The sequence below is a fragment of the Pantoea folii genome (genome assembly GCF_056678875.1).
On sequence record NZ_JBWXON010000012.1, the window covers coordinates 12,802 to 38,537 of the forward strand.

Annotated in this window: 28 protein-coding genes; 16 read left to right on the top strand and 12 right to left on the bottom strand. The window is 51.7% G+C overall.

What is annotated here, in order from left to right:
- Positions 1–47: 47 nt before the first annotated feature.
- Positions 48–815 (bottom strand): AraC family transcriptional regulator, encoded by a 768-nt coding sequence (locus AC1MDE_RS14705; protein WP_479397659.1) that lies wholly within the window; start codon positions 813–815, stop codon positions 48–50.
- A gap of 105 nt (positions 816–920) precedes the next feature.
- On the opposite strand from AC1MDE_RS14705, the gene AC1MDE_RS14710 reads away from it, so the two are divergent.
- The 7 genes from AC1MDE_RS14710 (at position 921) to AC1MDE_RS14740 (ending at position 4,093) form a co-directional block, all read left to right on the top strand.
- A complete protein-coding gene (locus AC1MDE_RS14710; protein ID WP_479397660.1) occupies positions 921–1,709 on the top strand; it encodes a sulfite exporter TauE/SafE family protein in 789 nt (262 codons plus the stop codon).
- Between the two features lie 92 nt (positions 1,710–1,801).
- Entirely contained in the window at positions 1,802–2,011 is a 210-nt protein-coding gene (locus tag AC1MDE_RS14715) for a hypothetical protein (protein WP_034827661.1), read from the top strand.
- 76 nt (positions 2,012–2,087) lie between these two features.
- Complete coding sequence (fos, locus tag AC1MDE_RS14720; RefSeq protein WP_479397662.1) at positions 2,088–2,486, top strand: fosfomycin resistance glutathione transferase; 399 nt, start codon at positions 2,088–2,090, stop codon at positions 2,484–2,486.
- Positions 2,487–2,596: 110 nt separating this feature from the next.
- Positions 2,597–2,872 carry a hypothetical protein gene (locus tag AC1MDE_RS14725; protein WP_479397663.1) on the top strand — a complete coding sequence of 92 codons (276 nt, stop codon included), beginning with the start codon at positions 2,597–2,599 and terminating at the stop codon, positions 2,870–2,872.
- A 213-nt stretch (positions 2,873–3,085) separates the two neighbouring features.
- On the top strand, positions 3,086–3,331 hold the full coding sequence (ycgZ, locus tag AC1MDE_RS14730; RefSeq protein WP_058962457.1) for a regulatory protein YcgZ: 246 nt from the start codon (positions 3,086–3,088) through the stop codon (positions 3,329–3,331).
- A 117-nt stretch (positions 3,332–3,448) separates the two neighbouring features.
- The gene (locus AC1MDE_RS14735) at positions 3,449–3,769 is read left to right on the top strand and encodes a hypothetical protein (RefSeq protein ID WP_479397664.1); all 321 of its coding nucleotides are present in this window, start codon (positions 3,449–3,451) and stop codon (positions 3,767–3,769) included.
- Positions 3,770–3,829: 60 nt separating this feature from the next.
- Positions 3,830–4,093 (top strand): biofilm development regulator YmgB/AriR family protein, encoded by a 264-nt coding sequence (locus AC1MDE_RS14740; RefSeq protein WP_058962458.1) that lies wholly within the window; start codon positions 3,830–3,832, stop codon positions 4,091–4,093.
- Positions 4,094–4,121: 28 nt separating this feature from the next.
- Here AC1MDE_RS14740 and AC1MDE_RS14745 read toward each other — a convergent pair whose 3' ends face one another.
- A complete protein-coding gene (locus AC1MDE_RS14745; protein WP_058962459.1) occupies positions 4,122–4,322 on the bottom strand; it encodes a hypothetical protein in 201 nt (66 codons plus the stop codon).
- Between the two features lie 475 nt (positions 4,323–4,797).
- On the opposite strand from AC1MDE_RS14745, the gene AC1MDE_RS14750 reads away from it, so the two are divergent.
- Positions 4,798–5,874 carry a methyltransferase domain-containing protein gene (locus tag AC1MDE_RS14750; RefSeq protein WP_479402090.1) on the top strand — a complete coding sequence of 359 codons (1,077 nt, stop codon included), beginning with the start codon at positions 4,798–4,800 and terminating at the stop codon, positions 5,872–5,874.
- A gap of 85 nt (positions 5,875–5,959) precedes the next feature.
- Here AC1MDE_RS14750 and AC1MDE_RS14755 read toward each other — a convergent pair whose 3' ends face one another.
- The 3 genes from AC1MDE_RS14755 to AC1MDE_RS14765 form a co-directional block, all read right to left on the bottom strand.
- Entirely contained in the window at positions 5,960–6,745 is a 786-nt protein-coding gene (locus AC1MDE_RS14755) for a TraX family protein (RefSeq protein WP_480344763.1), read from the bottom strand.
- 216 nt (positions 6,746–6,961) lie between these two features.
- Entirely contained in the window at positions 6,962–7,360 is a 399-nt protein-coding gene (locus AC1MDE_RS14760; protein WP_479402088.1) for an H-NS family histone-like protein, read from the bottom strand.
- 624 nt (positions 7,361–7,984) lie between these two features.
- On the bottom strand, positions 7,985–8,311 hold the full coding sequence (locus tag AC1MDE_RS14765) for a helix-turn-helix domain-containing protein (RefSeq protein WP_479397667.1): 327 nt from the start codon (positions 8,309–8,311) through the stop codon (positions 7,985–7,987).
- 431 nt (positions 8,312–8,742) lie between these two features.
- Between AC1MDE_RS14765 and AC1MDE_RS14770 the strand changes: the two genes are divergently transcribed.
- From AC1MDE_RS14770 to AC1MDE_RS14790, 5 genes are all read left to right on the top strand, one after another.
- Positions 8,743–8,964, top strand: a complete 222-nt coding sequence (locus AC1MDE_RS14770) for a damage-inducible protein J (protein ID WP_479397668.1) — start codon at positions 8,743–8,745, stop codon at positions 8,962–8,964.
- 238 nt (positions 8,965–9,202) lie between these two features.
- Positions 9,203–10,432, top strand: coding sequence for an MFS transporter (locus AC1MDE_RS14775; protein ID WP_479402086.1), 1,230 nt, complete (start codon positions 9,203–9,205; stop codon positions 10,430–10,432).
- A gap of 27 nt (positions 10,433–10,459) precedes the next feature.
- Positions 10,460–11,521: a sugar phosphate isomerase/epimerase family protein gene (locus tag AC1MDE_RS14780; protein ID WP_479397670.1), complete on the top strand. Its 1,062-nt coding sequence runs from the start codon at positions 10,460–10,462 to the stop codon at positions 11,519–11,521.
- Positions 11,522–12,673 (top strand): Gfo/Idh/MocA family protein, encoded by a 1,152-nt coding sequence (locus AC1MDE_RS14785; protein ID WP_479397671.1) that lies wholly within the window; start codon positions 11,522–11,524, stop codon positions 12,671–12,673.
- A gap of 119 nt (positions 12,674–12,792) precedes the next feature.
- Complete coding sequence (locus AC1MDE_RS14790) at positions 12,793–13,773, top strand: LacI family DNA-binding transcriptional regulator (RefSeq protein ID WP_200575227.1); 981 nt, start codon at positions 12,793–12,795, stop codon at positions 13,771–13,773.
- Positions 13,774–13,777: 4 nt separating this feature from the next.
- Here AC1MDE_RS14790 and AC1MDE_RS14795 read toward each other — a convergent pair whose 3' ends face one another.
- The 5 genes from AC1MDE_RS14795 to AC1MDE_RS14815 all read right to left on the bottom strand — a co-directional run bounded on the left by AC1MDE_RS14795 (position 13,778) and on the right by AC1MDE_RS14815 (position 21,576).
- A complete protein-coding gene (locus AC1MDE_RS14795; protein WP_479402084.1) occupies positions 13,778–14,623 on the bottom strand; it encodes a sugar phosphate isomerase/epimerase family protein in 846 nt (281 codons plus the stop codon).
- 209 nt (positions 14,624–14,832) lie between these two features.
- Complete coding sequence (locus AC1MDE_RS14800; protein WP_480344764.1) at positions 14,833–16,473, bottom strand: ABC transporter ATP-binding protein; 1,641 nt, start codon at positions 16,471–16,473, stop codon at positions 14,833–14,835.
- A gap of 101 nt (positions 16,474–16,574) precedes the next feature.
- Positions 16,575–18,290, bottom strand: coding sequence for an ABC transporter ATP-binding protein/permease (locus AC1MDE_RS14805; RefSeq protein ID WP_479402083.1), 1,716 nt, complete (start codon positions 18,288–18,290; stop codon positions 16,575–16,577).
- 46 nt (positions 18,291–18,336) lie between these two features.
- Positions 18,337–19,434, bottom strand: a complete 1,098-nt coding sequence (locus AC1MDE_RS14810) for an ABC transporter substrate-binding protein (RefSeq protein ID WP_480344765.1) — start codon at positions 19,432–19,434, stop codon at positions 18,337–18,339.
- A gap of 15 nt (positions 19,435–19,449) precedes the next feature.
- Positions 19,450–21,576 carry a TonB-dependent siderophore receptor gene (locus tag AC1MDE_RS14815; protein WP_480344766.1) on the bottom strand — a complete coding sequence of 709 codons (2,127 nt, stop codon included), beginning with the start codon at positions 21,574–21,576 and terminating at the stop codon, positions 19,450–19,452.
- A 343-nt stretch (positions 21,577–21,919) separates the two neighbouring features.
- On the opposite strand from AC1MDE_RS14815, the gene AC1MDE_RS14820 reads away from it, so the two are divergent.
- Entirely contained in the window at positions 21,920–22,762 is an 843-nt protein-coding gene (locus AC1MDE_RS14820) for a helix-turn-helix transcriptional regulator (RefSeq protein ID WP_479397677.1), read from the top strand.
- Positions 22,763–22,844: 82 nt separating this feature from the next.
- Here the strand turns inward: AC1MDE_RS14820 and AC1MDE_RS14825 are convergent, their stop codons facing one another.
- Positions 22,845–23,132 carry a DUF1330 domain-containing protein gene (locus AC1MDE_RS14825; protein WP_479402078.1) on the bottom strand — a complete coding sequence of 96 codons (288 nt, stop codon included), beginning with the start codon at positions 23,130–23,132 and terminating at the stop codon, positions 22,845–22,847.
- Complete coding sequence (locus tag AC1MDE_RS14830) at positions 23,132–23,812, bottom strand: GntR family transcriptional regulator (protein WP_479402077.1); 681 nt, start codon at positions 23,810–23,812, stop codon at positions 23,132–23,134. The genes AC1MDE_RS14825 and AC1MDE_RS14830 overlap by 1 nt, the downstream gene beginning before the upstream one ends.
- 519 nt (positions 23,813–24,331) lie before the next feature.
- Here AC1MDE_RS14830 and AC1MDE_RS14835 point away from each other — a divergent pair.
- Complete coding sequence (locus AC1MDE_RS14835; RefSeq protein WP_034827626.1) at positions 24,332–24,934, top strand: amino acid synthesis family protein; 603 nt, start codon at positions 24,332–24,334, stop codon at positions 24,932–24,934.
- Positions 24,906–25,733 (top strand): alpha/beta fold hydrolase, encoded by an 828-nt coding sequence (locus AC1MDE_RS14840; protein ID WP_479397679.1) that lies wholly within the window; start codon positions 24,906–24,908, stop codon positions 25,731–25,733. The genes AC1MDE_RS14835 and AC1MDE_RS14840 overlap by 29 nt, the downstream gene beginning before the upstream one ends.
- The last annotated feature ends 3 nt before the right edge of the window (positions 25,734–25,736 follow it).

The following is a 25,736-nucleotide window of genomic DNA, read 5'->3' on the forward strand; positions in this document are numbered from 1 at the left end:
CCTTCAGGAACCGTGGTTTCTGGTAGGGATAACTAAGGGCTTATGTCTCAAAAGGGATGATAAAACGAAGGCGGCTGGCCGGTTACGCGGCGGAACATAGTCGCAAAAGACGAACCATTGTCATAACCCAGCGATAAAGCGACCTCATTCACCGACTTGCCCTTAATGAGCAAGGACAGCGCGCTGACCACACAGGCTCGCTGACGCCAGGCGGAGAAAGTCATACCGGTTTGCTGCAGGAAATGGCGGCGAAAGGTGCTGGCACTCATAAACATCATTTTTGCCCAGCGATCTGCAGGATCGTGGATGGAGGGGGCAAGCAGGAATGCCTGGCACAGCGCCAACAATGCGGGTTGTCGTGGCAGGGGGATATCGAATTCTCGCGCAGGCATCGCTCCCAGCTCGAGTAATAGCAAGTTGATCAGCGCGCATTCACGTTCACTGCCATAAAGCAGCGGCATGTCCACTGCGTCCAGCAACAGCTGACGTAACAGGGGCGATACGCTGATAACCTCGCAGCGAATGCGGTCACTTATCCGTGCTGCGCACGCAGGTGTGATGTACAGGCTTCGCGTCGTTACGCCGACAAATTTCACCGCATGAAGGGTTTCCGGCGGGATCCACACCGCATGCTGTGGCGGCACGACCCATTCTCCGTCCTGAGTTGATACATGCATCTGCCCCGTTGCGCCATAAAGCAATTGGGCCCGGCGGTGCTGGTGGGGGGCCAGTACAAACCCCTGCGCATAGTCATTCCCCATCGCGACCACATCACGTTCTATCCAATCGACATCGTCAATGCTTGTGTTGCGCACGTTCACTCCTTATGACCGATTGGCAAGGGTAATTGAGCGTTGCTCAAATGGGAAGTGGGTCATGCGAGCGTTAGGCTATGGCTTTATTTATAAGTGGAACGTCCCTTGAGCGATATTCTCTTGATTGTGCTGGCTGGTTTTACCACTGGCGTGACTACGGTGCTGTTTGGTTTTGGTGGCGGCTTTGTCGTCGTGCCATTTGTTTATCAGTTGTTGCGTGGGCAGCCCGAAATGGCAGGCAATGCGATGCATATTGCCGTCGCCACCTCCACGGCGGTGATGATATTTAACGCTGGGTGGGTGAGCTATCGAAACTGGCGAGCGGGTGCCATCGCAGTACAGGCCTGTTTTCCCCTCATTTGGTTTATCGCTATAGGTGCGGTGGTCGGATCATGGCTGGCAGGAATGTTAAGCGAAGAGTGGGTTCGTTCACTGTTTACCCTATATATGCTGGTCACGATTGCTGATTGCCTGCTACGTAAAGGTTTCTTCTGTGGTAGCACGTCACGCCGGCTATCGAGGGCTACATTGACAGGCGGCGGCATACTTATCGGTTCAATTGCTGCGATGTTGGGTGTGGGTGGAAGTGTCATGACGGTACCGCTATTGCGACGGCATGGCTATCCTATGCGGGAATGCATCAGCGTTGCCAATCCGCTTTCGCTGCCGGTAGCGTTATGTGGCACCATCACTTATGCCATTGGCGGCTGGCAAATAATTCCGGCAAGTGGTTTCCTCGGATTTATTAGTCTCAAAATTGTTATGTTGCTGGTGGTCACAGGGTTCATCGGCATTTTGGTTGCACAAAGATACATTCCCGCCGTGCCAGATGTCTGGCATGCGCGAATTTATGTGCTGTTATTGAGTGTTGTGCTTGCGGCAATGGTGCTTTAACGGGATTCATTTTTGCAATGAAATGAAGTTCGCCACTGTCCATGTAACTAATGGCGAGTTTGAATACCTTAACGTTCACGAAGAAGACAGTCATGTCTGAGCAAAACAAATACGCGGAAGGAAAAGCCATTTGCAATGAGATCGGCGGCGCGGTGCTGGAAGTTCTGGGCAGAAAAAGCGAGTTCGCCGTTCAGTCGCTGATTGATGTCTTGCAGGAAGCGCAAAACGATGGTCATCACTACGATGCCGAGCGTGAGCAGGGCATGGAAATGGCAATAAGAATTCTGCAGAAGTTTGCTTAGCGACTCGCGTGACAACCGCATTCCATCGCATCGCCTGTGCTAAATTAGCGCTTCAACTTCTTGTATTGAGTTCAACATGCTGACCGGTTTGAATCACATCACCCTTGCTGTAAGCAATGTCTCTGCGAGTTTCACCTTTTATGTTGAGACGCTGGGATTCACTCCCCGCGCACAATGGAAGAACGGCGCTTATCTCTCGATAGGTGAGCTTTGGCTGTGCCTCTCACTGGATGCCGTTTCCATCGGTAAAGATTACACGCACTATGCCTTCAGCATTGAAGATGAAGTGTTTGAAGCTTTTGCCGAAAGGCTGAAAGCTTCAGGCGTGAAAGAATGGAAAGTCAACAAAAGTGAGGGCAAATCGCTCTATTTCCTTGATCCGGATGGTCATAAGCTGGAACTTCATGCTGGTGATCTTGAGAGCCGCTTAAAAGCCTGCAGGGCACAGCCCTATGAAGAGATGAGGTTCTACTGAGGATAAGGCTGCAGCCTGAGATCCTTGCCGCCTGGTTTATCGAAAATATCCCATCGGCTACAATAGATCCCGAGGACTAAGCGTAAGCCCGATTCTCAGGAGGTAATAGAATGGACAATTCAGACAAAATTTTAGGCGAGGCTGCTTATCAGATTCTTGCCCGCCGTGAAAAAATCAGTGTTATACAATTAAATCAGGAACTGCATCGCATGGCCGACGAAGCTAATACGCCGGACCGTAAACAAGCCATTTTGGCTGCGATTGACTGGTTGAACGATTATAGGCAACCTTCGTCAGAAGATAAGCGCAGCAGCTCACCGTTACGGCGTCTGAGTGAAAGCTCCGACAGCATCACACTATCGTCAGTTGAAAATACTAAAAAGTAGTGAGAGCACTTAACTCAAATATTGATCCCCGCTCAAAATAATTGTCGGAACAGATGATTAAGATTTTTCTGTTTCGACCAACGACCTCTCATCCCATAGCACTTTTTGCAAAAAAACGGGCGCCTGATATTGACTATATTCCTGTACAGATTTTGCAATAACTGTACAACTTTATCAGGTCAATTGCCTGACCCAACATGAGAGGGTTAACACATGCGTCAGAATGGATACACTCCGAACTCTTCAGAAGCTATTGCACAATACTTTAATAAAGCCTCATTGCCTTCTCAGCAAGAAACATTGGGCCAGATCGTGGTCGAAATCCTGAGAGAAGGCAAAAACCTGAACCGCAAATCTCTCTGCACCAAGTTGCTTCGCCGCCTGGAAATCTCCTCCAACGCTGAAGAGGAACATCACTATCATCAGCTGATTGGACTGCTTTTCGACCGCGATGAGTGATTCTGTATTCAGGCCTAAGTTGTACAACATTACCGTTCTGAATTTGCATGGTATAAGAATGAATCATGGCTTTGTGGCAGAAATTGCAATTTGCACTCTGTTTACAGCAAAATTGCCATGCAGATGCCGTTATCAGAGAAGTATATGAACAGAAGTGAACACCAGCAGTTAGTCGATGAAATTCTCGGTGAAGCCACACTGGTTCTGCTCCAGCGAGCGGGGCCTGTTTCTTTCCGTGCACTCATCGAACAACTTCAGGTTATGGAAGACCAGTCAGATGATGCTGACAGGCGGCAATTGATCGCCCAGACAATTGTTGAAGTAAGGAAGAGCATCGCCGAAGGAGAACGAGTTAAACAGCAGAGGGCGGAGGCAATAAACTCTGTCCAGCACTTGTACACGAACTCGCATCATTCAGGTAATAACAGAAAGCACTGAATATCGACTCGATTACTATCAGTGATTAACCCCTGACACCATTTAGCTCGGAAACAAATCATGCATACATCAGAAGACATCTTTTCTGCGCTTGCCGATCAGGAACTGGCTGAACGTTTCCGCAATGCGGGTCCGGATTTGAAAGATGAGGCGAAGATTTTAGGCGTCATCATCCGTAATGTGCTGGCATCGGAAGGGCAGATAACGAATAAAGCCATTATCATCAGTTTAATCCGGGCACTTGAATCAACTCACGATGATTCTCAAGCCCAGCTCTTACGCCAGACTCTTGAAATCGTTGTGGGCGTAACACCGGATGATTAATGCCTGATTCTTTGCTAGCTCGCGCATATCAGTGCATCATTTTCGAAAGTAAGCGGATAAGCGTTTCGTATTTTTCTCTTAAAACTGAATCCGCTTCGTTGTCTTTGAGTTTTTGCAGGGCTAACGAAATTTCATGCACCTCAAAAGCTAAGCCTTCCCGGATAAACGCTGACACCGTGGAGCCTAACAACGCTAATATATCTTGTGTAATCTGGCCATCATGCTTCACCGCGACTCCACACTCTGTATAAAAATACAGTGTGTCATATCTGAACCTCTACCGATACCCTTAAATAATTGGATCTCCGGCATTCCTAATTTTTAAATATAAATTTTTCCTCACACGCTATTGTAAATAAAGAGTTTAATCATAATTAACGCTGCGCTTATAAAGTTTATCCTCTACGGCTCAAATTCATGAATTTCTGGAAAATAATAGTCACTCTCTAAAAGATTAACGTGTGCCAACGTTTGATCAATCTAAAGCTTCGTTACCTCCAATCCCACCTTTTTTCCGTTACTTCATGACCCTATTATCAACGAACAGATCGGGTGAAGTGATAGAAATTTCATTTGCATGATGAATAATAATGATTATCATTTACATGTTTCAGGCCTGAAATTGCATGCATCATTAGCAAAGCCAATTAAATCCTTACAAAGAATGTGATGAGTTCACCCCCCATTTAAAAGTTGGAGTGGTTATGAATGGAGATAAAAGCGCGCATCAATGCGTAGCGGACCAGCAGTCCGACAGCCATTTTTCGCCCGCTATTACTGCCTCATCACAACATGATGATTGGCAACGAGCAGGGCATCAGGCTGCGCAGCGATTACCGACGCCTGAAATGATTGCTTCACTGGCTGCTTTCCAGACGGAGAGCGAGTCAATGGCACCGTTAATGATCTGGCAACTGCTACATGAACTCTCTTTTATTTCTGATGAAGGTTGGCTGATTGCGGATGCGCGCCAACGAGCTGGGATTGCCGACTGCTTTCAGTTTTTGCTGGAAAAATGGCACGGCATTCTGGAGGACGAAGGGATTGTGGAGCAGCGCGAGCAGCGTTGGTTTGCTGGCGATTGCACCCCGAGTCTGCCCTCCATCGAACAGCGTATTGATGATGGAAAAATTCGTCTGCGTCGTTGTCTGGACTGGCACCTTGAGGGAGATGACTTTCTTAACTCATTATTCGCTGACCAGCACACGCTGTGCGAGGTGATGCGCTATCCGCAGTTGGCACAGAGCCGATTATCACTGCACGAGGGTTGTCCCCTTGATCCAGCGATGCATCAAAGGAGCATGCTGGTGGATTACCTCGGCCAAATCGCCGCTTCACTGCTACAAACGGCGGTGCAGGGTAATGATCCCCAACAAGTGCTGGAGATTAACGCAAACACTGGCCATAGTGACCTGCATCAATTACGGGATGAGCAATATGGTCTATCGGCTCAGTTCGATGCCGTACTTGCAACCCACGTGCTGCATTCGACTCATCGCCTCGATGGCATTCTTCAGGACATCTGGCATACGTTAAAACCTGAAGGTGTACTGATTGTGGTGGAAGCCACACAGGATTCGGCGCTGAGGTGGATAACCGCCGCTGCGGTGCTGCAGCAGGCAACAAAAGGACATGATTCGCATACGCTATCTCTTTCGCATGAAACCTGGCTGCAGGCATTTGCGCGTAATAGCTTCCATCATGTCGGTGATTGGCCCCAGCCGGGAACGGCATTGGCGTTTGCAGGACATCAAGTGTTTATGGTGCAGCGGTCAGGTTAAATGATTGGGTGCTCGTGCTTTTGGGCATCGCATCCAAACCCTAAATTGTGCATCTGACAGGCCTGTGAAAGCGCTCTGATTTTGATCAAGGCCGAACGGGCATAACCGCCAGACACCCAAGCAAAACCAAATGCGCGGCGTAAGCATGATAGAAAAATCGGCGCGGCCAGATACGTAGCGAGGAAACGCCTGGCATCGCCGCAACCAAACCAATTACCAGCAGTGGCAGCACCAAAGTCGGCAGGAAATCGTAAACGATCGCATCCTCCCACCACTCGTTGAGAACAGGCGGCATGTTAAGCCATGCCATCACGGCAAAAAGAAGGAGCAGGAACATGTCATTCTCTGCTGCTCCTGAATGATATCTGGCGATAATGCAGAGCAGGCAAAACACTAGCCCCGATACGCCGTAACTCGCCGGGGAAAGAGGCCAGGCAATCAGCAGTAATAATGCGACTCCCGCCATTGCGCCGTTAACACCCCAGCGTGCTGCCCAGCTGATTAGCTGAGTACATCCAGCATAAGCGAAGAGAATATTTAGCGCCAACCAGGATTGGCCCTTCATCATAAAGGCCAGCCAGAATAATGGTTGAGTCACGATAGCCCAAAGCCATAATCTTCTTGCCCGCTGGCGTAAACGTATTGCATCAGCAGGTAAGTTAGCCGCCCAGAACAACGTGAACAGCGGAAAGGCGATATGTCCGAATGCATATAAAAATGCACTTCGTCCACTCAATAATATGGTGTTGATGTGATCACCCAGCATCGCAACCAGTGCGGTGGTTTTAATAATATCAGCCTGCAACGGACTCAGGCTTTTTACCTGGTTTAAAGGCGAGCTAAACCTGAGTAAGGCAGAAAAAAGAGTCATGGATGATCACCGACAATTGTGCGTTGTTATAGTCAGCCAGAGACAGCGATTTGAACATTACAATGACAATAGTTGATAGTAAACCCCGTCATTATCTCAATATTGGGATTCAACGAAAGGGGGAGAGGGAGAAGATATCAATCAGTGTTTAATTTTTGGTGGGCAGAGCACCCACCAAAAATGTTCGATAACTCAAATTAAACGGGGAAAGCCCGATTAGATAAGAAAATCATCGAGAGATTTGCCGGCATCAACAGCGGCTTTAATCACAGCTGGTGTACGACCCTGACCGGTCCAGTGCTTCTCAACGCCATCTTCCGTGTATTTATATTTAGCCGGACGTGGAGCACGTTTAGCACGAGTCTTACCCGTTGGCGTTAATGCGCTTAGCAGTTCGTTCGGGTCAATCCCGTCCTGCAGCAGTAGTTCACGATATTTAGCCAGTTTCTCTTCTTTTTCACGCACGGCGGCTTCGCTGGCGTTGTTTTCTTCACGGCGCTCTGACACGACAACAGTAAATTTTTCCAGCATTTCTTCCAGATCTGCAAGCCGCACTTCACGTGCCTGCGCGCGAAGCGTACGGATATTGTTTAACGCTTTAAGTGAATCACTCATGAACTTCTCCTGAATATTTTGTCGCTGAACGAAATAAATTAAGTGGTGCAGTAGATAACGAATTTAGGAAGAGTATATAGATGTTACTCTCTTTGCAGAAGTACAACACATCAGATATCAATAATAAAGTCCGCAAAGTGTCAATTTTTAGATATTTCTCAAAATTTCGGGGTGTGCCAGGCGTTGAGAAGTCGATAATTGCGCGCTGAACTCTATTTTAACCATCTGTGATTTTAGCGTTTGGTTATATTTTTAAGTATGTCGACGCAGAAAAACTTATGTTACCCGGTCACAATGATTGTCACGACCCTCGGTGCGGAGGAAGCTAACCTTAATGGCTACTTAATTAATGACCGGATAAAGCGTTCCCTCATTCAGATAACTTCACTATGCGTCACTGCTAATCATCATAACGGTATGCAAGATAGCTATGATGGATAGGGGCTCAATTCTGCGGGGTAAGGGATGTCGGTGAAATTAGGGTAGTTAATATCATGCGGATAAGATCCTTATGCTTAATACGTTTAAAAGTGCACTTACATGTTCAGGAAACGATCGAATTGATAACTTTTCACTTCAAGGCGCTGCGAAGAAGCAAAGTCAATGGCTTGCAGGCATAAGCTTTTAAGAAGATGAATTTAGTTTTTTCAAACCACGCTTCGTTGCCCTTCGTCGGGACGGAGCATTCAGTGCCTCAACCTGCGCGATGCTCAATGCGGGTGGTGCAAACAAATTCATCATTTCTCTTTCAAGACGGAGTGCAAACACGACCTTTATAAAGTTTTCTAGCGTCACCTTACCGTCATTTTCCAGCTTTTTTAGCGCTGACACTGAAATCCCTGCGTTATCAGCCAACTCTTTCTGGAGAAGATTGCGCCTAAGGCGTTGCTCCTTCAGACGTTGCCCGAGTTCTGCAATCAATTGAGATTCAGTAAAGAGGTTAAGAGTCATTTTAAAAGCCCTGAATGTCATTAAAGATGAATAAGAGTTCATTATAGAGCTTTTATTAATACGGTCATAGTGTGTCGAGTGAGTGTTGCTTGAAGCTAATGAGTTCACTTTAACCGGATAAGAGAGGGGGTTAAAGAACCATTAAAATGAACACTTACAGTTCAACCCAATTGCATAAGTCGCGACATAGTGAATTAAACATCCACCACATTAAGTCTTAAACGACCATCATGGTGCTTAGGGAAAATAGGCTAAGCCTTAAATCCAGCCCGGCCAACATGTCGTTTTCACACTGTGTTAAGCAATAGAATGACAGGATGACATTCACAAAATAGCTCTCCCATAATGACAGTACAAACGACACTACGCATGAGATCAGAATGAGCAGCACCAAACATTTTCGAATTGATGATTAAACCAAAAGATTGGCTATGCAGGCTGCTGATCGGGTCAATCTCAGCCTGACTGAGCTTATGCGTCAAAGAGCTGTTGAGTTAGCTGATGAAGAACGTCGTCATCAAAATCATGAGCACGATATCTTGCTTGAACAGCAAATCACCCAAGCTTTTGAGCGACATGATTCCGACCATGGGGAGTATATCAGCCATGAGGAGGTCACTTCTCACATGGATAAATTGAGAGAGCGTGCATAGCATGGGAAATTGTGAGCGTTGAAATTGTCTGGGATAGTTCGGCGGCTGCTAACGCTCACAAGGACTCATCGTTAGGCGGCTCAATCCTTGTATGGTCTATTCGCCCCCATTCAGCAGCCATTAATCCTCCGTTTCCACCTAAGTAAAAATTTGTGATCAACCACGATGATTTACATTTTGTAATCGATTACTTTTGTTTTCTCGCATTTTGTAATCGATTACTTTCTGGGGGTTGGATATGGTTGCTGCAACACAAGGCACCGCGCAAGACCAGGCAGTGCAGCGCATGCTGGTTCCACGGCTGTCACTGATGATGTTTCTTCAGTTCTTTATCTGGGGCAGTTGGTCGGTCACGCTGGGATTGGTGATGACGCAGCACAACATGTCCTTACTGATTGGCGATGCTTTCTCGGCGGGCCCGATTGCTTCCATTCTTTCGCCGTTTGTTCTCGGCATGCTGGTGGACCGATTTTTCCCTTCACAAAAAGTCCTGGCGGTGATGCATCTGGCCGGTGCAGTGATTTTGTGGTTTGTGCCTCAGGCGATGATTGCCGAGAACGGCGCGCTGCTGATCGGCTTACTGTTCGGTTACACGCTGTGCTACATGCCCACGCTGGCACTGACCAATAATATTGCCTTCCACAGTCTCGCCAGCAGCGAGAAGAGTTTCCCGGTAGTGCGCGTGTTCGGCACCATTGGCTGGATTGTCGCTGGCCTGTTCATCGGGTTCACGGGGATCGCCTCCAGTGTCAGCGTCTTCACGGTGGCGGCGATTTGTTCCGTGGCACTGGCAATCTACAGCCTCACGCTGCCGCATACGCCCGCACCCGCTAAAGGTATGCCATTCAGACCGCGCGATCTGTTCTGTGCTGATGCGTTTGCCCTGCTGAAAATCCGTCACTTCTTCATTTTTTCGCTCTGCGCCACGCTGATTTCCATTCCGCTGGGCACTTACTACGCCTACACCGCTTCCTGGCTGGCCGACGCCGGTGTTGAAAACGTCAGCTCACTGATGTCCTTCGGCCAGATGTCTGAAATCTTCTTCATGCTGGTGATTCCGCTGCTGTTTCGCCGACTGGGCGTGAAATACATGCTGCTGGTCGGCATGTGCGCCTGGTTTGTGCGTTATGCGCTGTTTGCCATGGGCATGGGCGAGGAGGGACGCGCGCTGATTTGGCTGGGGATTCTGCTGCACGGCGTCTGTTACGACTTCTTCTTTGTCGTCGGCTTCATCTACACCGATCGCATTGCGGGAGACAAAGTCAAAGGACAAGCGCAGAGCATGATTGTGATGTTCACCTACGGCATTGGCATGCTGTTGGGATCGCAGATTTCAGGTGCGCTGTATAACCACCTGGTCGCGGGTCAGGTATCGGCTGCCAGTTGGGGCATGTTCTGGTGGATTCCGGCGATCGCGGCTGCCGTGATTGCCCTGTTGTTTATGTTCACATTTAAGTATCGCGATTGAGTTTTTGTTTTTACTGGAGGTGGTTTTTTGAAAACGTTAAAAGGTCCGGGCATTTTCCTTTCACAGTTTATCGGCGCTGCTGCCCCGTTCAATTCACTGGAAGGACTGGCGAAATGGGCATCCGCTTTGGGATTTCAGGCATTGCAGATCCCCTGCAATCACCCGGCAATCTTCGATCTGCAACGCGCAGCCACCAGCCAGACTTACTGCGATGAGGTGCTGGGGTTGCTGAAGCAGTATGGGTTAAGCATCAGCGAATTATCGACGCATCTGGAAGGGCAGTTGATTGCCGTGCATCCCGCGCATGATGCCGCTTTCGATAATTTTGCACCGGCACACCTGCGCGGCAAGCGGGAAGCGCGCACGGCCTGGGCGATCGAGCAGGTTAAACATGCCGCTGCCGCCTCCAGCAAGCTGGGGCTGACTGCCCATGCCACTTTCTCTGGCTCGCTCGCCTGGCCCTATGTTTACCCGTGGCCGCCGCACAACCCGCAATTACTCGACGAGGCCTTTAAGGAACTCGCCCGTCGCTGGCAGCCGGTGCTGGATGTTTATGATCAGCATGGCGTGGATGTGTGTTACGAATTACACCCAGGCGAGGACCTGCACGATGGCGCAACCTTTGAGCGTTTCCTTGAACAGGTGAACCACCATCCTCATTGCAATATCCTGTTTGATCCCAGCCATCTGCATCTTCAGCACATTGATTACCTGCAGTTCATCGATATCTATCATTCGCGTATCAAAGCCTTCCACGTCAAAGATGCGGAGTATCAGCGCAACGGCCGCAGCGGGGTGTATGGTGGCTATCAAAACTGGATCGATCGCGCCGGGCGTTTCCGTTCGCCAGGCGACGGGCAGATTGATTTCAAAAGCATCTTCAGCAAACTGGCGCAGTACGATTTCAACGGCTGGGCGGTACTGGAGTGGGAATGCTGCCTGAAAGATGCGGAAACCGGTGCAAGGGAAGGCGCTGAATTCATTCAACGTCACATCATTCCGGTCGCCAGCCGCGCCTTCGATGATTTTGCCGCGCAGGATGACAGCGGCAGTATCCGTGCGCAGCTAGGACTTAATGAGGGGTCGTAAATGATTAATGTTGGGATTATCGGCAGCGGATTTATTGGCCCCGCGCACATTGAGGCTCTAAGGCGCCTTGGCAGTATTAATGTTGTGGCACTGTGCGACTCCACGCTGGGGAAAGCACAAGCACAGGCGGCGCAATTGCACGTGCCGCACGCCTATGGTGACATTGTCACCTTTTTACAGCATCCAGAGCTGCATGCTGTGCACAATTGCACGCCCAATCACCTTCATGCCGCCATCAATAAGCAGGTTTTACTCGCCGGCAAGCACCTGTTCTCGGAAAAACCACTTTGCATGACGATGGGCGAAGCGCGTGAATTAGTGGCACTGGCAGAACAGGCAGGCGTGGTCAACGGGGTCAGCTTCGTGTACCGACAGTTTGCCATGGTCCAGCAAGCCGCGAGCATGGTGCGCAGCGGCGAAACGGGCCGCGCCTTTGCCGTTCAGGGCAGCTACTTACAAGACTGGATGCTGGAAGAGACGGATTACAACTGGCGTGTGGAGGCCGATAAGGGCGGTGCATCGCGTGCAGTCGCGGATATCGGTTCTCACTGGTGCGACACCGTACAGTTTGTCACTGGCCGCAAAATAGTGGCGGTGATGGCTGACCTCGCCATCGTCTGGCCAACCCGCAAAGCCAATCTAACCGGGCAGACCACCTTCAGCGCGCAGACGCAGCAGGCCCAGTATCAGGATTGTCCGGTGAATACGGAAGATCTGGGCTTTGTGCTGCTGCGTTTCGATGATGGCAGTAAAGGCTGTCTGAGCGTGTCACAAGTGGCGGCGGGGCGCAAAAATCGCCTTTATCTGGAGGTGAGTGGCAGTCAGGCCTCGCTGGCGTGGGATCAGGAAGTGCCACAACAGTTGTGGGTCGGTCATCGCCATCAGGCCAACCAAACCCTGACGGACGATGCAACATTGATGAACCGCGATGTTGCCGCCCGTGCCCGTTTTCCCGGCGGGCACATCGAAGGCTGGCCAGATGCATTTCGCGCCATGATGCAGCAGTTTTATCAGGCCGTTGAGAAGGGTGAAATGCCGGCGCAAGATGAACGACACTTTGCCGACTTCAGCGACGGCGCGCAGGTGATGGCCATCGTTGAGGCGATTGTAAAAAGCCACCGCGATCAACGCTGGGTCGACGTTCGCATTTGACACACAGGCGCGTTCCGGCGCGCCTGATCTTCCGCATTAGCCACCCTGCCTAACTTATTGTCACGCGTCGATTTATGGTAGCCTGCAATTCAGAAACTGACGCAGGAAGTTGAGTCAACATGTCCATTCAGAAAATCGCGAAGCTGGCCGGTGTTTCCGTGGCCACGGTGTCCCGCGTGCTTAATAACAGTGACACCGTAAAGGATAAAAACCGGGATAAGGTGCTGGAAGCCATTAAAGCCAGCAACTACCAGCCAAATCTGTTAGCCCGCCAGCTGCGCACCGCGCGGAGCTCCATGGTGCTGGTGCTGGTTTCTGATATCTCCAACCCGTTTTGCGCTGAAATTGTGAAAGGTATCGAAGAGCAGGCCGAGCAGAATGGTTATCGCATTCTGTTGTGTAACTCCGGATCGGACATCAATCGCTCCCGCTCAAGTCTGCAACTGCTGGCAGGCAAAATGGTCGATGGGGTGATCACCATGGATGCCTTCACCACCCTGACTGAACTGACACAGCTGATCGGCAACATGCCCTGGGTGCAGTGTGCCGAATACGCGGATGCCGGGGATATCTCCTGTGTGGGTATTGATGATGTCCATGCTTCACGCCAGCTGGTGGCGCATCTGGTGGCCAGCGGACGCAAACGCATTGCCCTGATCAATCATGATTTGAGCTACAAGTACGCCCAACTGCGTCAGCAGGGTTATCAGCAGGAACTGGAACAGCGTGGTCTGTCCTGGCAGGCGGTGAGCTACGCCAGTGATCTAAGCTACAACGCTGGCAAGCGTGCGATGGAAGCGTTACTCAACGCCGACACGCAACCGGACGCGGTATTTGCCGTCTCCGACACACTGGCGGCCGGGGCGATGGCCGCCATCCAGGCCGCGGGACATCAGGTTCCGCAGGATATCGCTGTTGCGGGCTTTGATGGGTCAGAACTGGCTGAAATGATCTCTCCGCCTCTGACCACCATCGCGCAGCCATCGCGCGATATTGGCCGTACTGCGTTCAGCCTGCTGCTGCAGAAGATTGACGACCCGCAATCGCCAACTGAGCGCGTCATGATGGACTGGCGCCTGATTGTGCGCGCCAGTGCCTGATCGCTTAATGCGGCAGTTTTTCCAGCGTCGCACGCAGATTCTGATGTGAAGTGGTGATGATGCTCCAGGCATCCTTCGGCTTGTCGTGCTCAATGATAAACCACTTCACGCCGCTGGCTTTGGCGGCAGGCAGAATGGTTTTCCAGTCCAGCAAGCCTTCGCCCAGCGGCGCAAAATTCATCTCATCGTCGCGGATACCAATCGACGCATTATCCTTGGCGTGAATCGCATAGATCCGTCCCGGGTACTCTTTCAAAAGGCGCGCCGGATCCTGACCGCCGCGTGAAACCCACGCCGCGTCCATCTCCAGTTTCAGATTTTCTGCCCGTGAATGATTGAAGATGATCTCAAGCGCGGTCACGCCATCGTACTTTTTCATCTCGAAATTATGATTGTGATAGGCGAGCTGCATGCCGTCTTTACGCAGTTTCGCGCCGAGTTTATCCAGGCGTTGTGCATAGTCTATCCATGCTTTGGTGCTGTCCGGGCGATCTTCCGGTTTGATCCACGGAACCACGATGGTGTGATTACCCACCGCTTTATTGAACGCCACGGTCTGCGTGTAGTCGCTCTCCAGTGCCGTTAATTGCACGTGGGATGAGGTTACGGTCAGGTGATTTTTATCCAGCAAGGATTTCAGTTCTTTGGCTGCCAGACCCTGCGTGCCTACCAGCTCAACGTGCTCGAAGCCCGCTTTATGGGCCATGGCGAACTGTTCTGCCGGGGTGCCGACGTTCCGCAAGGTGTACATCTGCAGCCCAATTTCATCTTCAACGCCCGCTGCTGACGCCTGCGAGGGCACAGCACTCAACATGGATAATATCCCGGCCAACACCATCAACTTTTTCATCTTAATTCAGCTCCTTATCATAAGTAATCGATTACAAATTAACTTAAAGTAATCGATTACAAAATTAGGCGTGCCGATTTTGTGATCTGTGTTCAGATTATGGGGTGATCAAATTCAAAGAGAATGGTGACGCCAGAATTTGAGGCGTCACCAGCGTCATTATGAGGGTGTACGTGCTACTGAACCTTACAGCACACGATAGGCGATGCTTACTCTGCATGTGGATTCTCCAGCAATGCTGAAAGAGATGTGCCTTCAGCGGTTAACGCATCAAAGCTGCCCGCTGCGGCAATTCGTCCGTTGGCGAGCAGCAGAATGCGTTCGGCGGATTTCAGCATCGGGATACGATGCGCGATCATAATAAGGGTGCAGGTTTTGGGAAGAGACTCAAGGGCGGCAAGGATAAGGCGCTCATTTTCGCCATCTAAACCGGCAGAAACTTCATCCAGTATTATCACCGGTGCGTCACTGACTAAAGCTCGTGCCAAAGCGATACGCTGACGCTGGCCTCCCGACAAGTTTTCGCCTCCTCTAGTGCAGATGGTTTGATAGCCCTGTGGCAATTTGCAGATGAATTCATTCGCACAGGCGAATTTCGCTGCCTGTTCAATCTGGCTAAAGGTGGCATCGGGGCGGCCCAGGCGAATGTTGTTCTCAATGGTATCGTTAAACAGCCAACTCTCCTGCGATACCCAGGTAATCTGCTGTCGCAACGTTTTCAGGCTAAATGCCGACAGGTCTGTGCCATCGAGTGAAAGCGTACCTGATATTGGATCGTAGAATCGCAACAATAAATAGGCGAGGGTGGTCTTACCGCTGCCTGACATACCCGCGAAGGCCACTCTTTCTCCCGGTTCAATGGTGAAGCTCAGGTTATTCAGCACCGGGGTATCGCTTTGCGGGTAACAAAAACTGACGTTGCTAAATTGCAGTCGATGCCCTTGGGGGGTTATTGACGCCTGGCCGTCATGAACCTGTTCAGGTAGCTGCCGAAGTAAAAAGATGCGCTCGGCACTGGCTCTCAATGCGCCCCATTGCCCGCCGACCTGCAAAACTTCCAGCAGAGGAACGATTGCCGCGGCGCCGATACTGAGGATAAACGGCAGCCAGGCGAGCGACAGTCCTGCGTCATGAGAGGAGTTAAGACTGGCCACAAGCAGTGCAATCAGTGAAAGCGCCATCAGGCCATCCCGCAATCCCTGCTCCAGTCCGTTACGCGCCCCGTATTTGCGTTGTGCGTTGTTTAATCTGGCGTTGGCCTGCTGCAACGTCATGCTGTAGCGACCTTCAGCACCAAACATCTGAATGTCTCTCCAGCCCTGTGCGAGTTCGGCAATATGGCTGTTTAACACGCTTTTGCTTTCTGCGACGGCTTTTCCCTGTTTTTTCGCCCATCGTGCAGAGAACAACGGCGCCAGGACAATCATCAACACACAAGGCAAAAAAATCACACACAGCCAGGGGCTCACGAACAGCAATATTACCAGGGCAATCCCAGGCATCAGAAATGCGGTGAGGTAGTCCACCAGCATGTGCGCATAAAAACGCTCCATCAGCTCGCCATCGCTGGTGGCTATAGCCGCGATGTCCCCCATACGTTGCTGATGTGAACGTCCAGGCGTAGCGCGTGCAATGCCATCAAAGATGCTCATTTGAAGTGTTTCAATCAGTGCGAAGGCCAGGTCATGTGATAACCACGCCAGAGCCCAGCGGGCCAGGGCGGTCAGCACCACGCAGAAGGCCAGAACAGCGGTGAAGAACCACAAGGTATCGGGCGATGAACCGCTGAGCACAAGGGTGCAGATCCAGCCCGCGATAATCATGCAGGTGAAGGTTGTGCATTGCGCCACGATCCCTGCTGCCAGTGTGGAGAAGAGCCGAGACTGATGTGCCCTGAGGGGAGAAAGCAGCGCTCGCCAAAGTGATGGGGCAACGGGAGGCGTGTTGGTGTTCAAAGGATTGTCTCCTGCGATTGAAGCAGCGAAGCGTAATAGCCGTTTTCAAACCTCAGACGGGCGGGTGAACCCTGTTCGATGATGTCACCGTCCTGCAGCACCACGATGTGATCGGCTTGCGCAATGGTGTTCAGCCGATGTGCAATGCTAATGAGTGTGCAATGGCCGCTGAGTGATGAGATGACCCTTTGGATGGCTGCCTCGTTGGCCACATCAAGATTCGAGGTGATTTCATCCAGAATGAGAATGGGTGATTGTTTGAGTAACGCGCGCGCGATAGCCAGTCGTTGCCGCTGCCCGCCGGACAACAGCCCGCCATTTTCCCCCACCAGTGTATTCAGGCGCTGAGGCAGTGATTGAACCCATTCTGCCAACTGCGCCTGCTGCAATGCCTGCCAGATTTCCGCTTCAGTGACGTCAGGGCGGCCCAGCCGTAAATTTTCAGCCAGGGTGCCGTCAATTAAGAAAACCTGCTGCGACACCCAGCTGATACGACGACGAAATGCGGCAATCGAAAGCTCACTGGTCGGCTCATCTCCTAAAAAAATCGCGCCTGATTGCGGTGTGATAAATCGGGTGATCAGCTGAAACAGCGTGCTCTTGCCCGACCCTGAAGGTCCGATAAAGGCGGTGTGGCGATTCTCTGCAATGGTCAGCGTCAGGTTATTGAAAAGCGGCTGATGCTGGCCTGGCCAGCGATAAGTGATCGCCTTTAAATGCAGCGTGTTGCCAGCCGGCATCGGGTGGGGAAAGTCAGGGTCGTGGACGGTAGCAGTGGAGGCGGCCAATTCCTGCATTGCCGGGCGCATCTCCTGCGCAGCCCACAAGGTATGGAATACCGTTTCCAGTTGAAGGATAGGGCGAAACGCCTCCCAGGTGATAAACAGCGTCATTAGCAACAGGGCGGGATCCACAGTACCCTGCATGGTGCGCCAGGCGTTGATGATAAGAAGCCCGGAAGTACCGAGTAGCGATACGAAGCGAGTGATCCCGCCACGCATCATCGTCACTCGCAGGGTTTTCATGGATTCGAGGCGGAGTGATGCCGCGTGGTCTGCTATTTTGGCGCGAAAGCGTGGCACAGCATTACAGGCTTTCAGTGTCAGCATGCCGCGTAGCGCATCCATCAAATCCTCTGCAAAGTGCTGCATGGCGGCAAACACACCCACAATATGCCGACGTTGCTGACGCATAAACAGATGATCCATCACCGGGCAGGTCACCAAAAAGAGCAGCAATATGGCGCCTGAGAGCAGGTCGAAACTGGCCAGGGTGATCACTGTGACGGCACCGCTGAGTAAAGCCAGTAGCAGTGCGGGCAGATAGCGGCTGTAAAATCCTTCCATCACTTCCACGCCCTCAACCAGCGTGGCCTGTAATTTTGCCGCTGAATGGTGTTGCATGACATCAAAGCCAGGTGTCAGCAGAGGGCGAAACAGCTGCAGACGCAAACGGGTGCGCACATTTGCAGCTAACTGCTCGGTTTGCATGGCCCTGAAACCCATCAACACGGCCCTGAGCAGTGCATTTCCAGCCAGCATCACAAGCAGCATCATGATCGTAGTCGATGTAGATGCATTCAGCGCCATGATCGATTGCGTAAACAGCAGTGCCTGTAGCAGGTAGCTTACGGTAATCAAGACGCCTGACAGCAGGTTGAGTGTTAGCGCAGGAAGGATCTGCGCCGTCAGAAGCTTCGAGGGTGATTTCATCGTGGTTTCCCCGAGGGCAGCGCCAAACAGCGCTGCCCTGCAGTGCTTATTGCGCAGGCAGTGCCGTCCAGAATGTGCCCTTTAGCGGCACCGACAACCACTTGCTGGTTACGGTGTTTAGCGTCGCCTCAGGGTGCACATCAGCAAACAGCGCGGGATGAAACATTTTCGCCATGGTCTCGATCCCGACGAAATAGAGCGGGCTGTCGAAGAAGAATAACCAGACGCCACCCGTATGCCCGGCTTTCACCGCCGGTAAATGGGCGATTTTTGGCGCGGTCAGGAGGTGCTGACTGCTCTGGGCGACCTGCATTGCATCGGCTCCGGTGCCGATTTGTAATCCGTCGCGGCTCACGGCGGAGCCACCGCCCATCAGATAAAAATCAGGGTTACGTGACAGAATGTATTCCGGGTTCAGTTTGCCGATCGGCGCGCTCAGCATGTCGGCGCCAATGTTATGTCCCCCTGCCGCAGCAATGAAATCGCTCATATTGCTGGGTCCCGAGGTAAAGCAGCAATCGCCTTTACCCGGATTGAGATGGAAAAATACCGAGGGACGCGTGCTGACATTCGCCAGGCGTTTTGCAACCTCATCCATATGCTGTTGCCAGAACGCGATCACCTGATCGGCCTGCGCCTCCTGACCGAGTAACTGACCGAGCATCTTCAGGCTTGGCACGGTGTTCACCAGCGGTTTGCGGAAGAAATCAACAAACACATAGGGGATGTGGGCCGCATCCAGAGCATCGAGTCCCGGTGGAATCGGTCCATACAGGGTGAAGATCACTAAATCGGGTTTAGCCGCGATCGTCGCTTCCATTGAAAAGGTGCCGCTGTTCATGGTGCCCAGCACCGGTAAGTGGCTGGCTGCGGGATACTGTTTTTTTATCGCCTCCCAGGTGGCCGGTGAGTAGCGCTGGAGATCGTCTCCCCAGCCCACCAGATTATGGAAAGGATCTTTCTCCAGCAGCGCCAGCGTAATGATGTGGCGACTCTCTCCCAGCACCACGCGTTTTGCTGGTACAGGCAGAGTCACTTTACGCTGCAGCATATCGGTGACCGTAATCGCTGCCCACGCTGAAGAAGCACTGCACATCAGGCAGAGTGCGCACAGCCACATTATCAGGTTGGATTTTCTCATCATGATGTTTTCCTTAACTTACCAGCGATAGGACAGGGTGGCGCTTAACGAGCGGTCATAACCCGTGGTGCAGGTGGTGGTTGAGCAACTGACCCAATAATGCTTGTTAAGCAGGTTATTGGCGTTGAGCGCCACATTCATTCCATGGAGATGGGCATTGATCTGTCCCAAATCGTAGTGAATGGAGGCATCAACCAGGGTGTAGTCCGGTACTTTGATGGTGTTGTTGGTGTCAGCCCAGGTCGAGCCGACATAGCGCACACCCGCGCCTAAGCCCAGTGAAGCCAGCGGGCCACTCGCAACGGTGTAATTGCTCCAGAGAGAGGCCATGTGTTCAGGCATGGCGGTGGGCGTTTTGCCCTGTGCACCGGCCACCGTGGTCTTGCTGGTCTCAAGATTGTTCCAGCTGTAACTGGCAATCAGTTTCCAGTCATCGGTGAGGTTGGCGGTGGCTGAGGCTTCGATCCCTTTCGAGGTGACCTGTCCGGTCTGAATTTTGTTCAACGTATTGTCGGGATCGGTGGTCTGCACGTTGTCCTGCGTCAGGTCGAACCATGCCAGCGTAAACAGTGCGTCAAACTGTTCTGGCTGATACTTCACACCGACTTCCCACTGTTTTCCGGTGGTGGGTTTGTAGGCGTCACCATAGAAATTGGTGCCCAGCACTGGCGCAAACGAGGTGGCATAACTGACATAAGGTGCCACGCCGATATCCGTTATCCAGCTTAAGCCTGCCCGCCACGTAAAGCGCTGATCGTCCTGCGAAGTGTAAGTGTCGTTGAGACGGTTTTTGGTGTTCACCGAAGCCCAGTCCTGACGCGCAGAGAGGTCGAGGTTCAGATGCTGGAACAACGCGAGGCTGTTAGAGAGGTAAACGCCGGTTTCGTTAGCATTCTGCTGCGTGCTGGTATGGGGCGAGGTCGTCGGGAAGCGACCATTGCCGGTCGGCTGGTAAATATCAATGCTGCTGGCCCGGCCATAGTTCAGATAGTAATCCTCCCCGGTGTGGCGGAACGACACGCCCGCAACGCTGGAACCGTGTACGGGCCCTGCATCCCACTCGGTCTTGAGGTTGTTATCGGTGGCGAAGACTTTCCCTTTGATACCGAACTCATAGGCCACGCGATTCAGCGTGCGCATGTCCGCCGCCAGCGACGCGCCTGAAAGCGTTTGCGTCATCAGGTCGGTTTCGGTGTAGCGACTGGCAGAATGAAAGGTCCAGCGATCGCCAAAATGGTGGTCAAGTTCGTAACCCAGATTGCTCTGGGTCATATGGTTATCGAGATTGGTCCCATCAAGATAACTGTTGCGGTTAACCTGCCCGTTAGGGTTGCTGAGCAAGGTGCCATACAGCGGCAGGTAAGGGCGTGGCGGGCCAAATTTATTGCGGCTAACTGAGGCCAATACGGTCAATGAAGTGTCTGCATCGGGGCGCCAGGTCAAGGAAGGTGCCAGGTACAGGGTGTCATCCGGGACGTTGTTGAACTGGGTATTACTGTCACGCCCCACACCCACCACGCGATAGAGCAGTGTTTTATCATCGTTAAGCGGCCCGGAGGTGTCGAACTGGCCCTGCATGCGGCCATGACTGCCGGTCTGAATGGCCACTTCATGCTGTGCATTTAACGCGGGACGCTTGCTGATGGCGTTGATAATACCGCCTGGCGATCCTGCGCCATAAAGGAAACCATTCGGGCCACGCAGCACGTCCAGTTGTTCCAATCCGTAAGGTTCGTAGCGTACGTAGGACTGCTGAGTGGTGGATCGCAATCCATCCAGCAAGGTCCCGTTCAGTGTTGAATCAAAACCACGGATGTTGAAGTAGTCAAAGCGGGACGAGATCGCAGAGGTTGAGGCATACACTCCCGGTGTGTATTGCAGGGCCTGGGTGGTGCTCTGCACGTTACGATCGTCCATTTCGCTGCGGGTGATCACCGATACTGACTGGGGCGCAGCAAGAATGGATTCATTGGTGCGGCTCCCCGTTGTGCTGGTCTGTGCAACGTAGCCTTTTTCTGGTGCCGTTTTGCTGTCTGCCGTGACTTGCAAGGTATCTTCTGCCAGCGCGCAATGGGCATTAATTAACAGCGCCAGGCAGGTAAGGGGCGTGGTCCAGCGAGCCCAATTTTTATTATTGTTTTCCAAGGTATTCTCCACAATAGAAGCGACTTTTTTGTCGGCTAAAAGTGTGTCAGTGAGAATGTGGGCAGACAATCAGCAACACTTTCGCTTGCCGAACTCTTTCTTTAGAAAACATGCAAAATGAAACTTCCCGGTGTGGCCGGGAAGTCAATTTAGGGTCGGTGCTTATTTTGCTGCCAGTAGACGGTTTGCGTTTCGATATACCCATGGACAGGCATTTACAAAACGCTTACATTGAGAATGATTATCAATATCACTCATCTCAATGACAGGGTTAACTATGGATTCGCAGAAGCTTTCCGCCAGAAAGAGCAAACTTAGCCAGGGAGGTGATGGCGGAGTACAGATGTTGTTGAGGGGTGATATTTCACTTACCAGCGGCAGCGTGAATCCGCAGCACGCGATCTGGCAGGATGAGCAGCTGTTTGTGGGTCTGAAAATCATCATCATTGAAAGTGGTGAACTGTTGTGCCGCTTCCCTCAGCAGGCTGAGCGGCATATTAAAGGCCCGGCACTCTGTGCTGTATGGAGTCAGGATTTAGCGCACGCAAGTCAATGCTTACTGCCTGGTGCTGATTTGAATTACACCGCCGTGAATATCTCTACGCACTCGTTGAGCCAGCATCTTTGCGCCGACTCCATCAACACACTGACTGCAGGCATGCAGCTCGATTTGTCCGCAAATCCAGGTATGCGTATTCAGGCAACGCCGAAATGCCTGAGTGGACTGAGAGCGCAACTGTTTACCAACCCACTGCAAGGCGTTGCCCGGCAGCTGTACATGACGGGCAAGGCGCTGGAGATCGTCGCTCACACGCTGGATAGTTTGGTCAGTGAAGACATAACGTTGCAGCAATCAACGTTACGCCTGAGCTCCTGCGATATTGCCCGGCTGCATGATGTGAAAAACTTGCTCGCGGAGCACATCGACTCACCACCCTCAATTCGCGATCTCAGTGCAAAAGTTGGCCTGAACACGCGTAAACTCACCGCCGGGTTCCGACGCCTGTTTAATCAGAGCATATACGGCTATTTGCAAACGCTGCGACTCGAAACCGCCTGGCGTATGTTGTCGACGGGGGAAGCCAGCGTCTCTTCAGTGGCCTATCAAGTCGGTTATTCGCCCGCCCATTTCTCCGTCGCTTTCCGCAAAAAATATGGCTTTGCACCTAAGGATATGCGGGGCTGAAGCGGGGCAGAGCGATCTGATTGCTTAGCTTTTTAAACTGAGGAATTGAGCGGCAAATCAACCCAGGGGAGTAGGTCCAATTCTACGCCAGCCCATCCACAATGGTAATCATGGCTGTTGCCACGTTCTCACGCTGCTTTTTGGCTAACTGATACTCGTCAGAATGATAGCAGTCTAGCGCCATTTGATAATCGGGGAATTCAATGATCACATGCTTCTTAAATTCATTACCCTCAAGTGAGGTGGCATTTTCACCGCGAGCAATAAACTTCGCTTGATATTTTTTAAACGCAAGCGGTGCCAGCTCAATATAATTCTGGTACTGCTGTGCATCCTCAATATTGACGTGGGCGATCCAATAAGCAGACATTATTTTTCCTCGGCAGTCAGAATAGATTTAGCCAGCGTGGCCGCTTCTGAAAGATGCTGTTTGACGGCCTCTTGCGCGTGTTCGGCATTGTTCTCTTCAATCGCTTCATAAATACGCGACATACGCTCAAAACCTGCCACCTGACGTTCAGGGCTGCGCAGGGTCAGTGCGCGCAGTCGGCTGATACGACTATTCAGGCGCTGGACGATTTCCCACGCAATATGATGTTTTGCAATGGAAAAGAGTGCTTCATAAAAGGCCTGAGACGCTTCAACGCGTTCAATATCATCATGATCGTGCGAGGCTTTAGCAATGCGCAGGAGTTTCTTGTGCAGATTCTTTTTATCACTGCTGGTGGCTAATTTTGCGCAATCCTTCGCCGCTTCGGATTCCAGCAGGATACGAATATCGTAAATCTGCTCGGCCACTTCCCAGGTTAATATCGCCACAATCGGACCTTTTTTCGGCAGGTTTTCAATTAAACCTTCCGCTTCCAGATAGCGAATAACTTCGCGCACCACGGTACGGCTTACACCTAATTCATCACACAGTGAGCGTTCAACCAAACGGTCGCCAGCCTTAAAGTATCCGGAGATAATGGCCTGACGAACTTTGGCCAGTGCCAGTTCACGTAACGTCACCGGCGTATTTTCAATTTTTAGGGAATGACTCGCATCCATAATCGTCTCTTCGTTGAAATTTAAAAATTCAGCCTGAAGTCAATGTCATGTCCTGCAAGCGTTTTAACTATTAGCACTGTTTCCGTTCTGAAAGCAACGCCGCCTTTACTCTCTTTGCTACCACCGCCTATCGACTTCTCACCGACCCGCTCGTTGAAATCAGCGTTAGCTCACAGTTTCATCATGCGGTCTGAACACGAAATAAAAATATCCTTGAGGAATAATCAAAACTTCGTGAATTCATGCCGTTATGAAACGACTGCCCGGATAATTCGTGTGATTTTTATGACCTCAATCACACTCATCTCGCTGCTCAAACCGCCGGTGACATATTGCCTTTTTGAACCCCATCCCCCCAGTCATGGCGGGGTTTTGCGTTGCTTAAGCTTAGCAAAAAAGCCAGAAAAATTTAATACCGTATGATGGTATACCAAACTTTGACATGCCAGAAATCTCAGTGTTATACCACTTCCCGACACACCAGATTAACAAACCGTTAACTTGAATGAGGTTCTGACCATGCATCCAGATATACGCAAGACGTTCGTTACCACCGAGACCATTTACTCCGACGGCGGCAAAGCGGCGACGACACCGCTGGTGATGATTGCGGCTGCTGCCGTGGTGAAGAATCCGTGGGCAGGTGAGGGGTTCGTGGAAGATCTCGCCCCTAAGATTCGTGAAATGGCACCCGTGTTGGGCGAGTTACTGACCGGGTTAATCGTGAAAGAAGCGGGCGGTGGCGACAAGGTTGTGGCTTATGGCAAAAGCGCCGTCGTGGGTCTGAACGGCGAACTGGAACACGCGTCAGCGCTGATTCACACCCTGCATTTCGGCAACCATTATCGCTCAGCGGTGAAGGGTAAAACCTATCTGGCCTTTAACAACACCCGCGGTCCAGCCAATACGCCAATTCTGGTGCCGATGATGGGCACCGATGATGAAGGCACGCGCGAGCACTACCTCACCATGCAGTTCAACATCAATGATGCGCCATTCAGCGATGAGATTGTGATCGCGTTGGGCGCGGCACTGGGCGGCCGTCCGCATCATCGTATCGGCAACCGTTATCTTGACCTGAAAGAGTTAGGCCATGACCAGAAAAACCCAGCAGCTATCTGAGTTAGGTCTCCAGGTGAGTTACCTGGAGGCTGGACAAGGCACGCCGCTGGTGTTGATCCACGGCGTCGGCATGAACGCTGACGCCTGGTTCCCGCAAATGGACGTGCTGAGTCGCTATTTCCGCGTGATCGCGGTGGATATGCCGGGCCATGGCGAAAGCAGCGGTTTTCGCCATCCCGCCACCCTGAAAGATTACGTGCAGTGGCTGGCCCTGTTCCTGAAGACACAACCGGAATCCCGTTTTGCCGTGGCCGGACACTCAATGGGGGCGCTGATTACTGCCGGGATTGCCATCGATTATCCCCAGTTGGTGAATCATGCGATTGTGATGAGCGGCGTGTTTAAACGTAACGACACGGCACGCAACGCCGTGTTGCAGCGGGCACGAGAGCTGGCCAGCGGCAATGTGCGGCTCGATGCCCCGCTGGATCGCTGGTTCAGTGATGATCACCACGAACAGCCCCTGCGTAAAAAAGTGGGCGCGTGGTTGCAGCAGGTGAATCTCGACGGCTATGCCCGCGCCTATCAGGCGTTTGCGGCCGGAGATCGCTTTTATTCAGAACGCTGGAACGAAATGCAATGTCCGGTGCTGGTGATGACCGGTGAACTGGATGCCAATTCGAATCCAGACATGACGCGCCAGATGGCCCAGGCCGCGCGCCAGGGGCAGGCGGTGGTGGTCGCTAACGCTAAACACATGTTGAATCTGACGGATGCCGACCGTGTGAACGAAGAGATTTTATCGTTCCTGAATCCGGTTGCTGCCGCCGTCACGCAAAAAGAGCCTGTAAAGGAGTAACTT

Coding starts and splice junctions, on each gene's coding strand:
- AC1MDE_RS14715 (WP_034827661.1), top strand. CDS start 1,802: ATGTCTGAGCAAAACAAATACGCGGAAGGAAAAGCCATTTGCAATGAG.
- fos (WP_479397662.1), top strand. CDS start 2,088: ATGCTGACCGGTTTGAATCACATCACCCTTGCTGTAAGCAATGTCTCT.
- AC1MDE_RS14725 (WP_479397663.1), top strand. CDS start 2,597: ATGGACAATTCAGACAAAATTTTAGGCGAGGCTGCTTATCAGATTCTT.
- ycgZ (WP_058962457.1), top strand. CDS start 3,086: ATGCGTCAGAATGGATACACTCCGAACTCTTCAGAAGCTATTGCACAA.
- AC1MDE_RS14735 (WP_479397664.1), top strand. CDS start 3,449: ATGCAGATGCCGTTATCAGAGAAGTATATGAACAGAAGTGAACACCAG.
- AC1MDE_RS14740 (WP_058962458.1), top strand. CDS start 3,830: ATGCATACATCAGAAGACATCTTTTCTGCGCTTGCCGATCAGGAACTG.
- AC1MDE_RS14750 (WP_479402090.1), top strand. CDS start 4,798: ATGAATGGAGATAAAAGCGCGCATCAATGCGTAGCGGACCAGCAGTCC.
- AC1MDE_RS14755 (WP_480344763.1), bottom strand. CDS start 6,745: ATGACTCTTTTTTCTGCCTTACTCAGGTTTAGCTCGCCTTTAAACCAG.
- AC1MDE_RS14760 (WP_479402088.1), bottom strand. CDS start 7,360: ATGAGTGATTCACTTAAAGCGTTAAACAATATCCGTACGCTTCGCGCG.
- AC1MDE_RS14765 (WP_479397667.1), bottom strand. CDS start 8,311: ATGACTCTTAACCTCTTTACTGAATCTCAATTGATTGCAGAACTCGGG.
- AC1MDE_RS14770 (WP_479397668.1), top strand. CDS start 8,743: ATGCAGGCTGCTGATCGGGTCAATCTCAGCCTGACTGAGCTTATGCGT.
- AC1MDE_RS14775 (WP_479402086.1), top strand. CDS start 9,203: ATGGTTGCTGCAACACAAGGCACCGCGCAAGACCAGGCAGTGCAGCGC.
- AC1MDE_RS14785 (WP_479397671.1), top strand. CDS start 11,522: ATGATTAATGTTGGGATTATCGGCAGCGGATTTATTGGCCCCGCGCAC.
- AC1MDE_RS14790 (WP_200575227.1), top strand. CDS start 12,793: ATGTCCATTCAGAAAATCGCGAAGCTGGCCGGTGTTTCCGTGGCCACG.
- AC1MDE_RS14795 (WP_479402084.1), bottom strand. CDS start 14,623: ATGAAAAAGTTGATGGTGTTGGCCGGGATATTATCCATGTTGAGTGCT.
- AC1MDE_RS14805 (WP_479402083.1), bottom strand. CDS start 18,290: ATGAAATCACCCTCGAAGCTTCTGACGGCGCAGATCCTTCCTGCGCTA.
- AC1MDE_RS14810 (WP_480344765.1), bottom strand. CDS start 19,434: ATGATGAGAAAATCCAACCTGATAATGTGGCTGTGCGCACTCTGCCTG.
- AC1MDE_RS14820 (WP_479397677.1), top strand. CDS start 21,920: ATGTTGTTGAGGGGTGATATTTCACTTACCAGCGGCAGCGTGAATCCG.
- AC1MDE_RS14825 (WP_479402078.1), bottom strand. CDS start 23,132: ATGTCTGCTTATTGGATCGCCCACGTCAATATTGAGGATGCACAGCAG.
- AC1MDE_RS14830 (WP_479402077.1), bottom strand. CDS start 23,812: ATGGATGCGAGTCATTCCCTAAAAATTGAAAATACGCCGGTGACGTTA.
- AC1MDE_RS14835 (WP_034827626.1), top strand. CDS start 24,332: ATGCATCCAGATATACGCAAGACGTTCGTTACCACCGAGACCATTTAC.
- AC1MDE_RS14840 (WP_479397679.1), top strand. CDS start 24,906: ATGACCAGAAAAACCCAGCAGCTATCTGAGTTAGGTCTCCAGGTGAGT.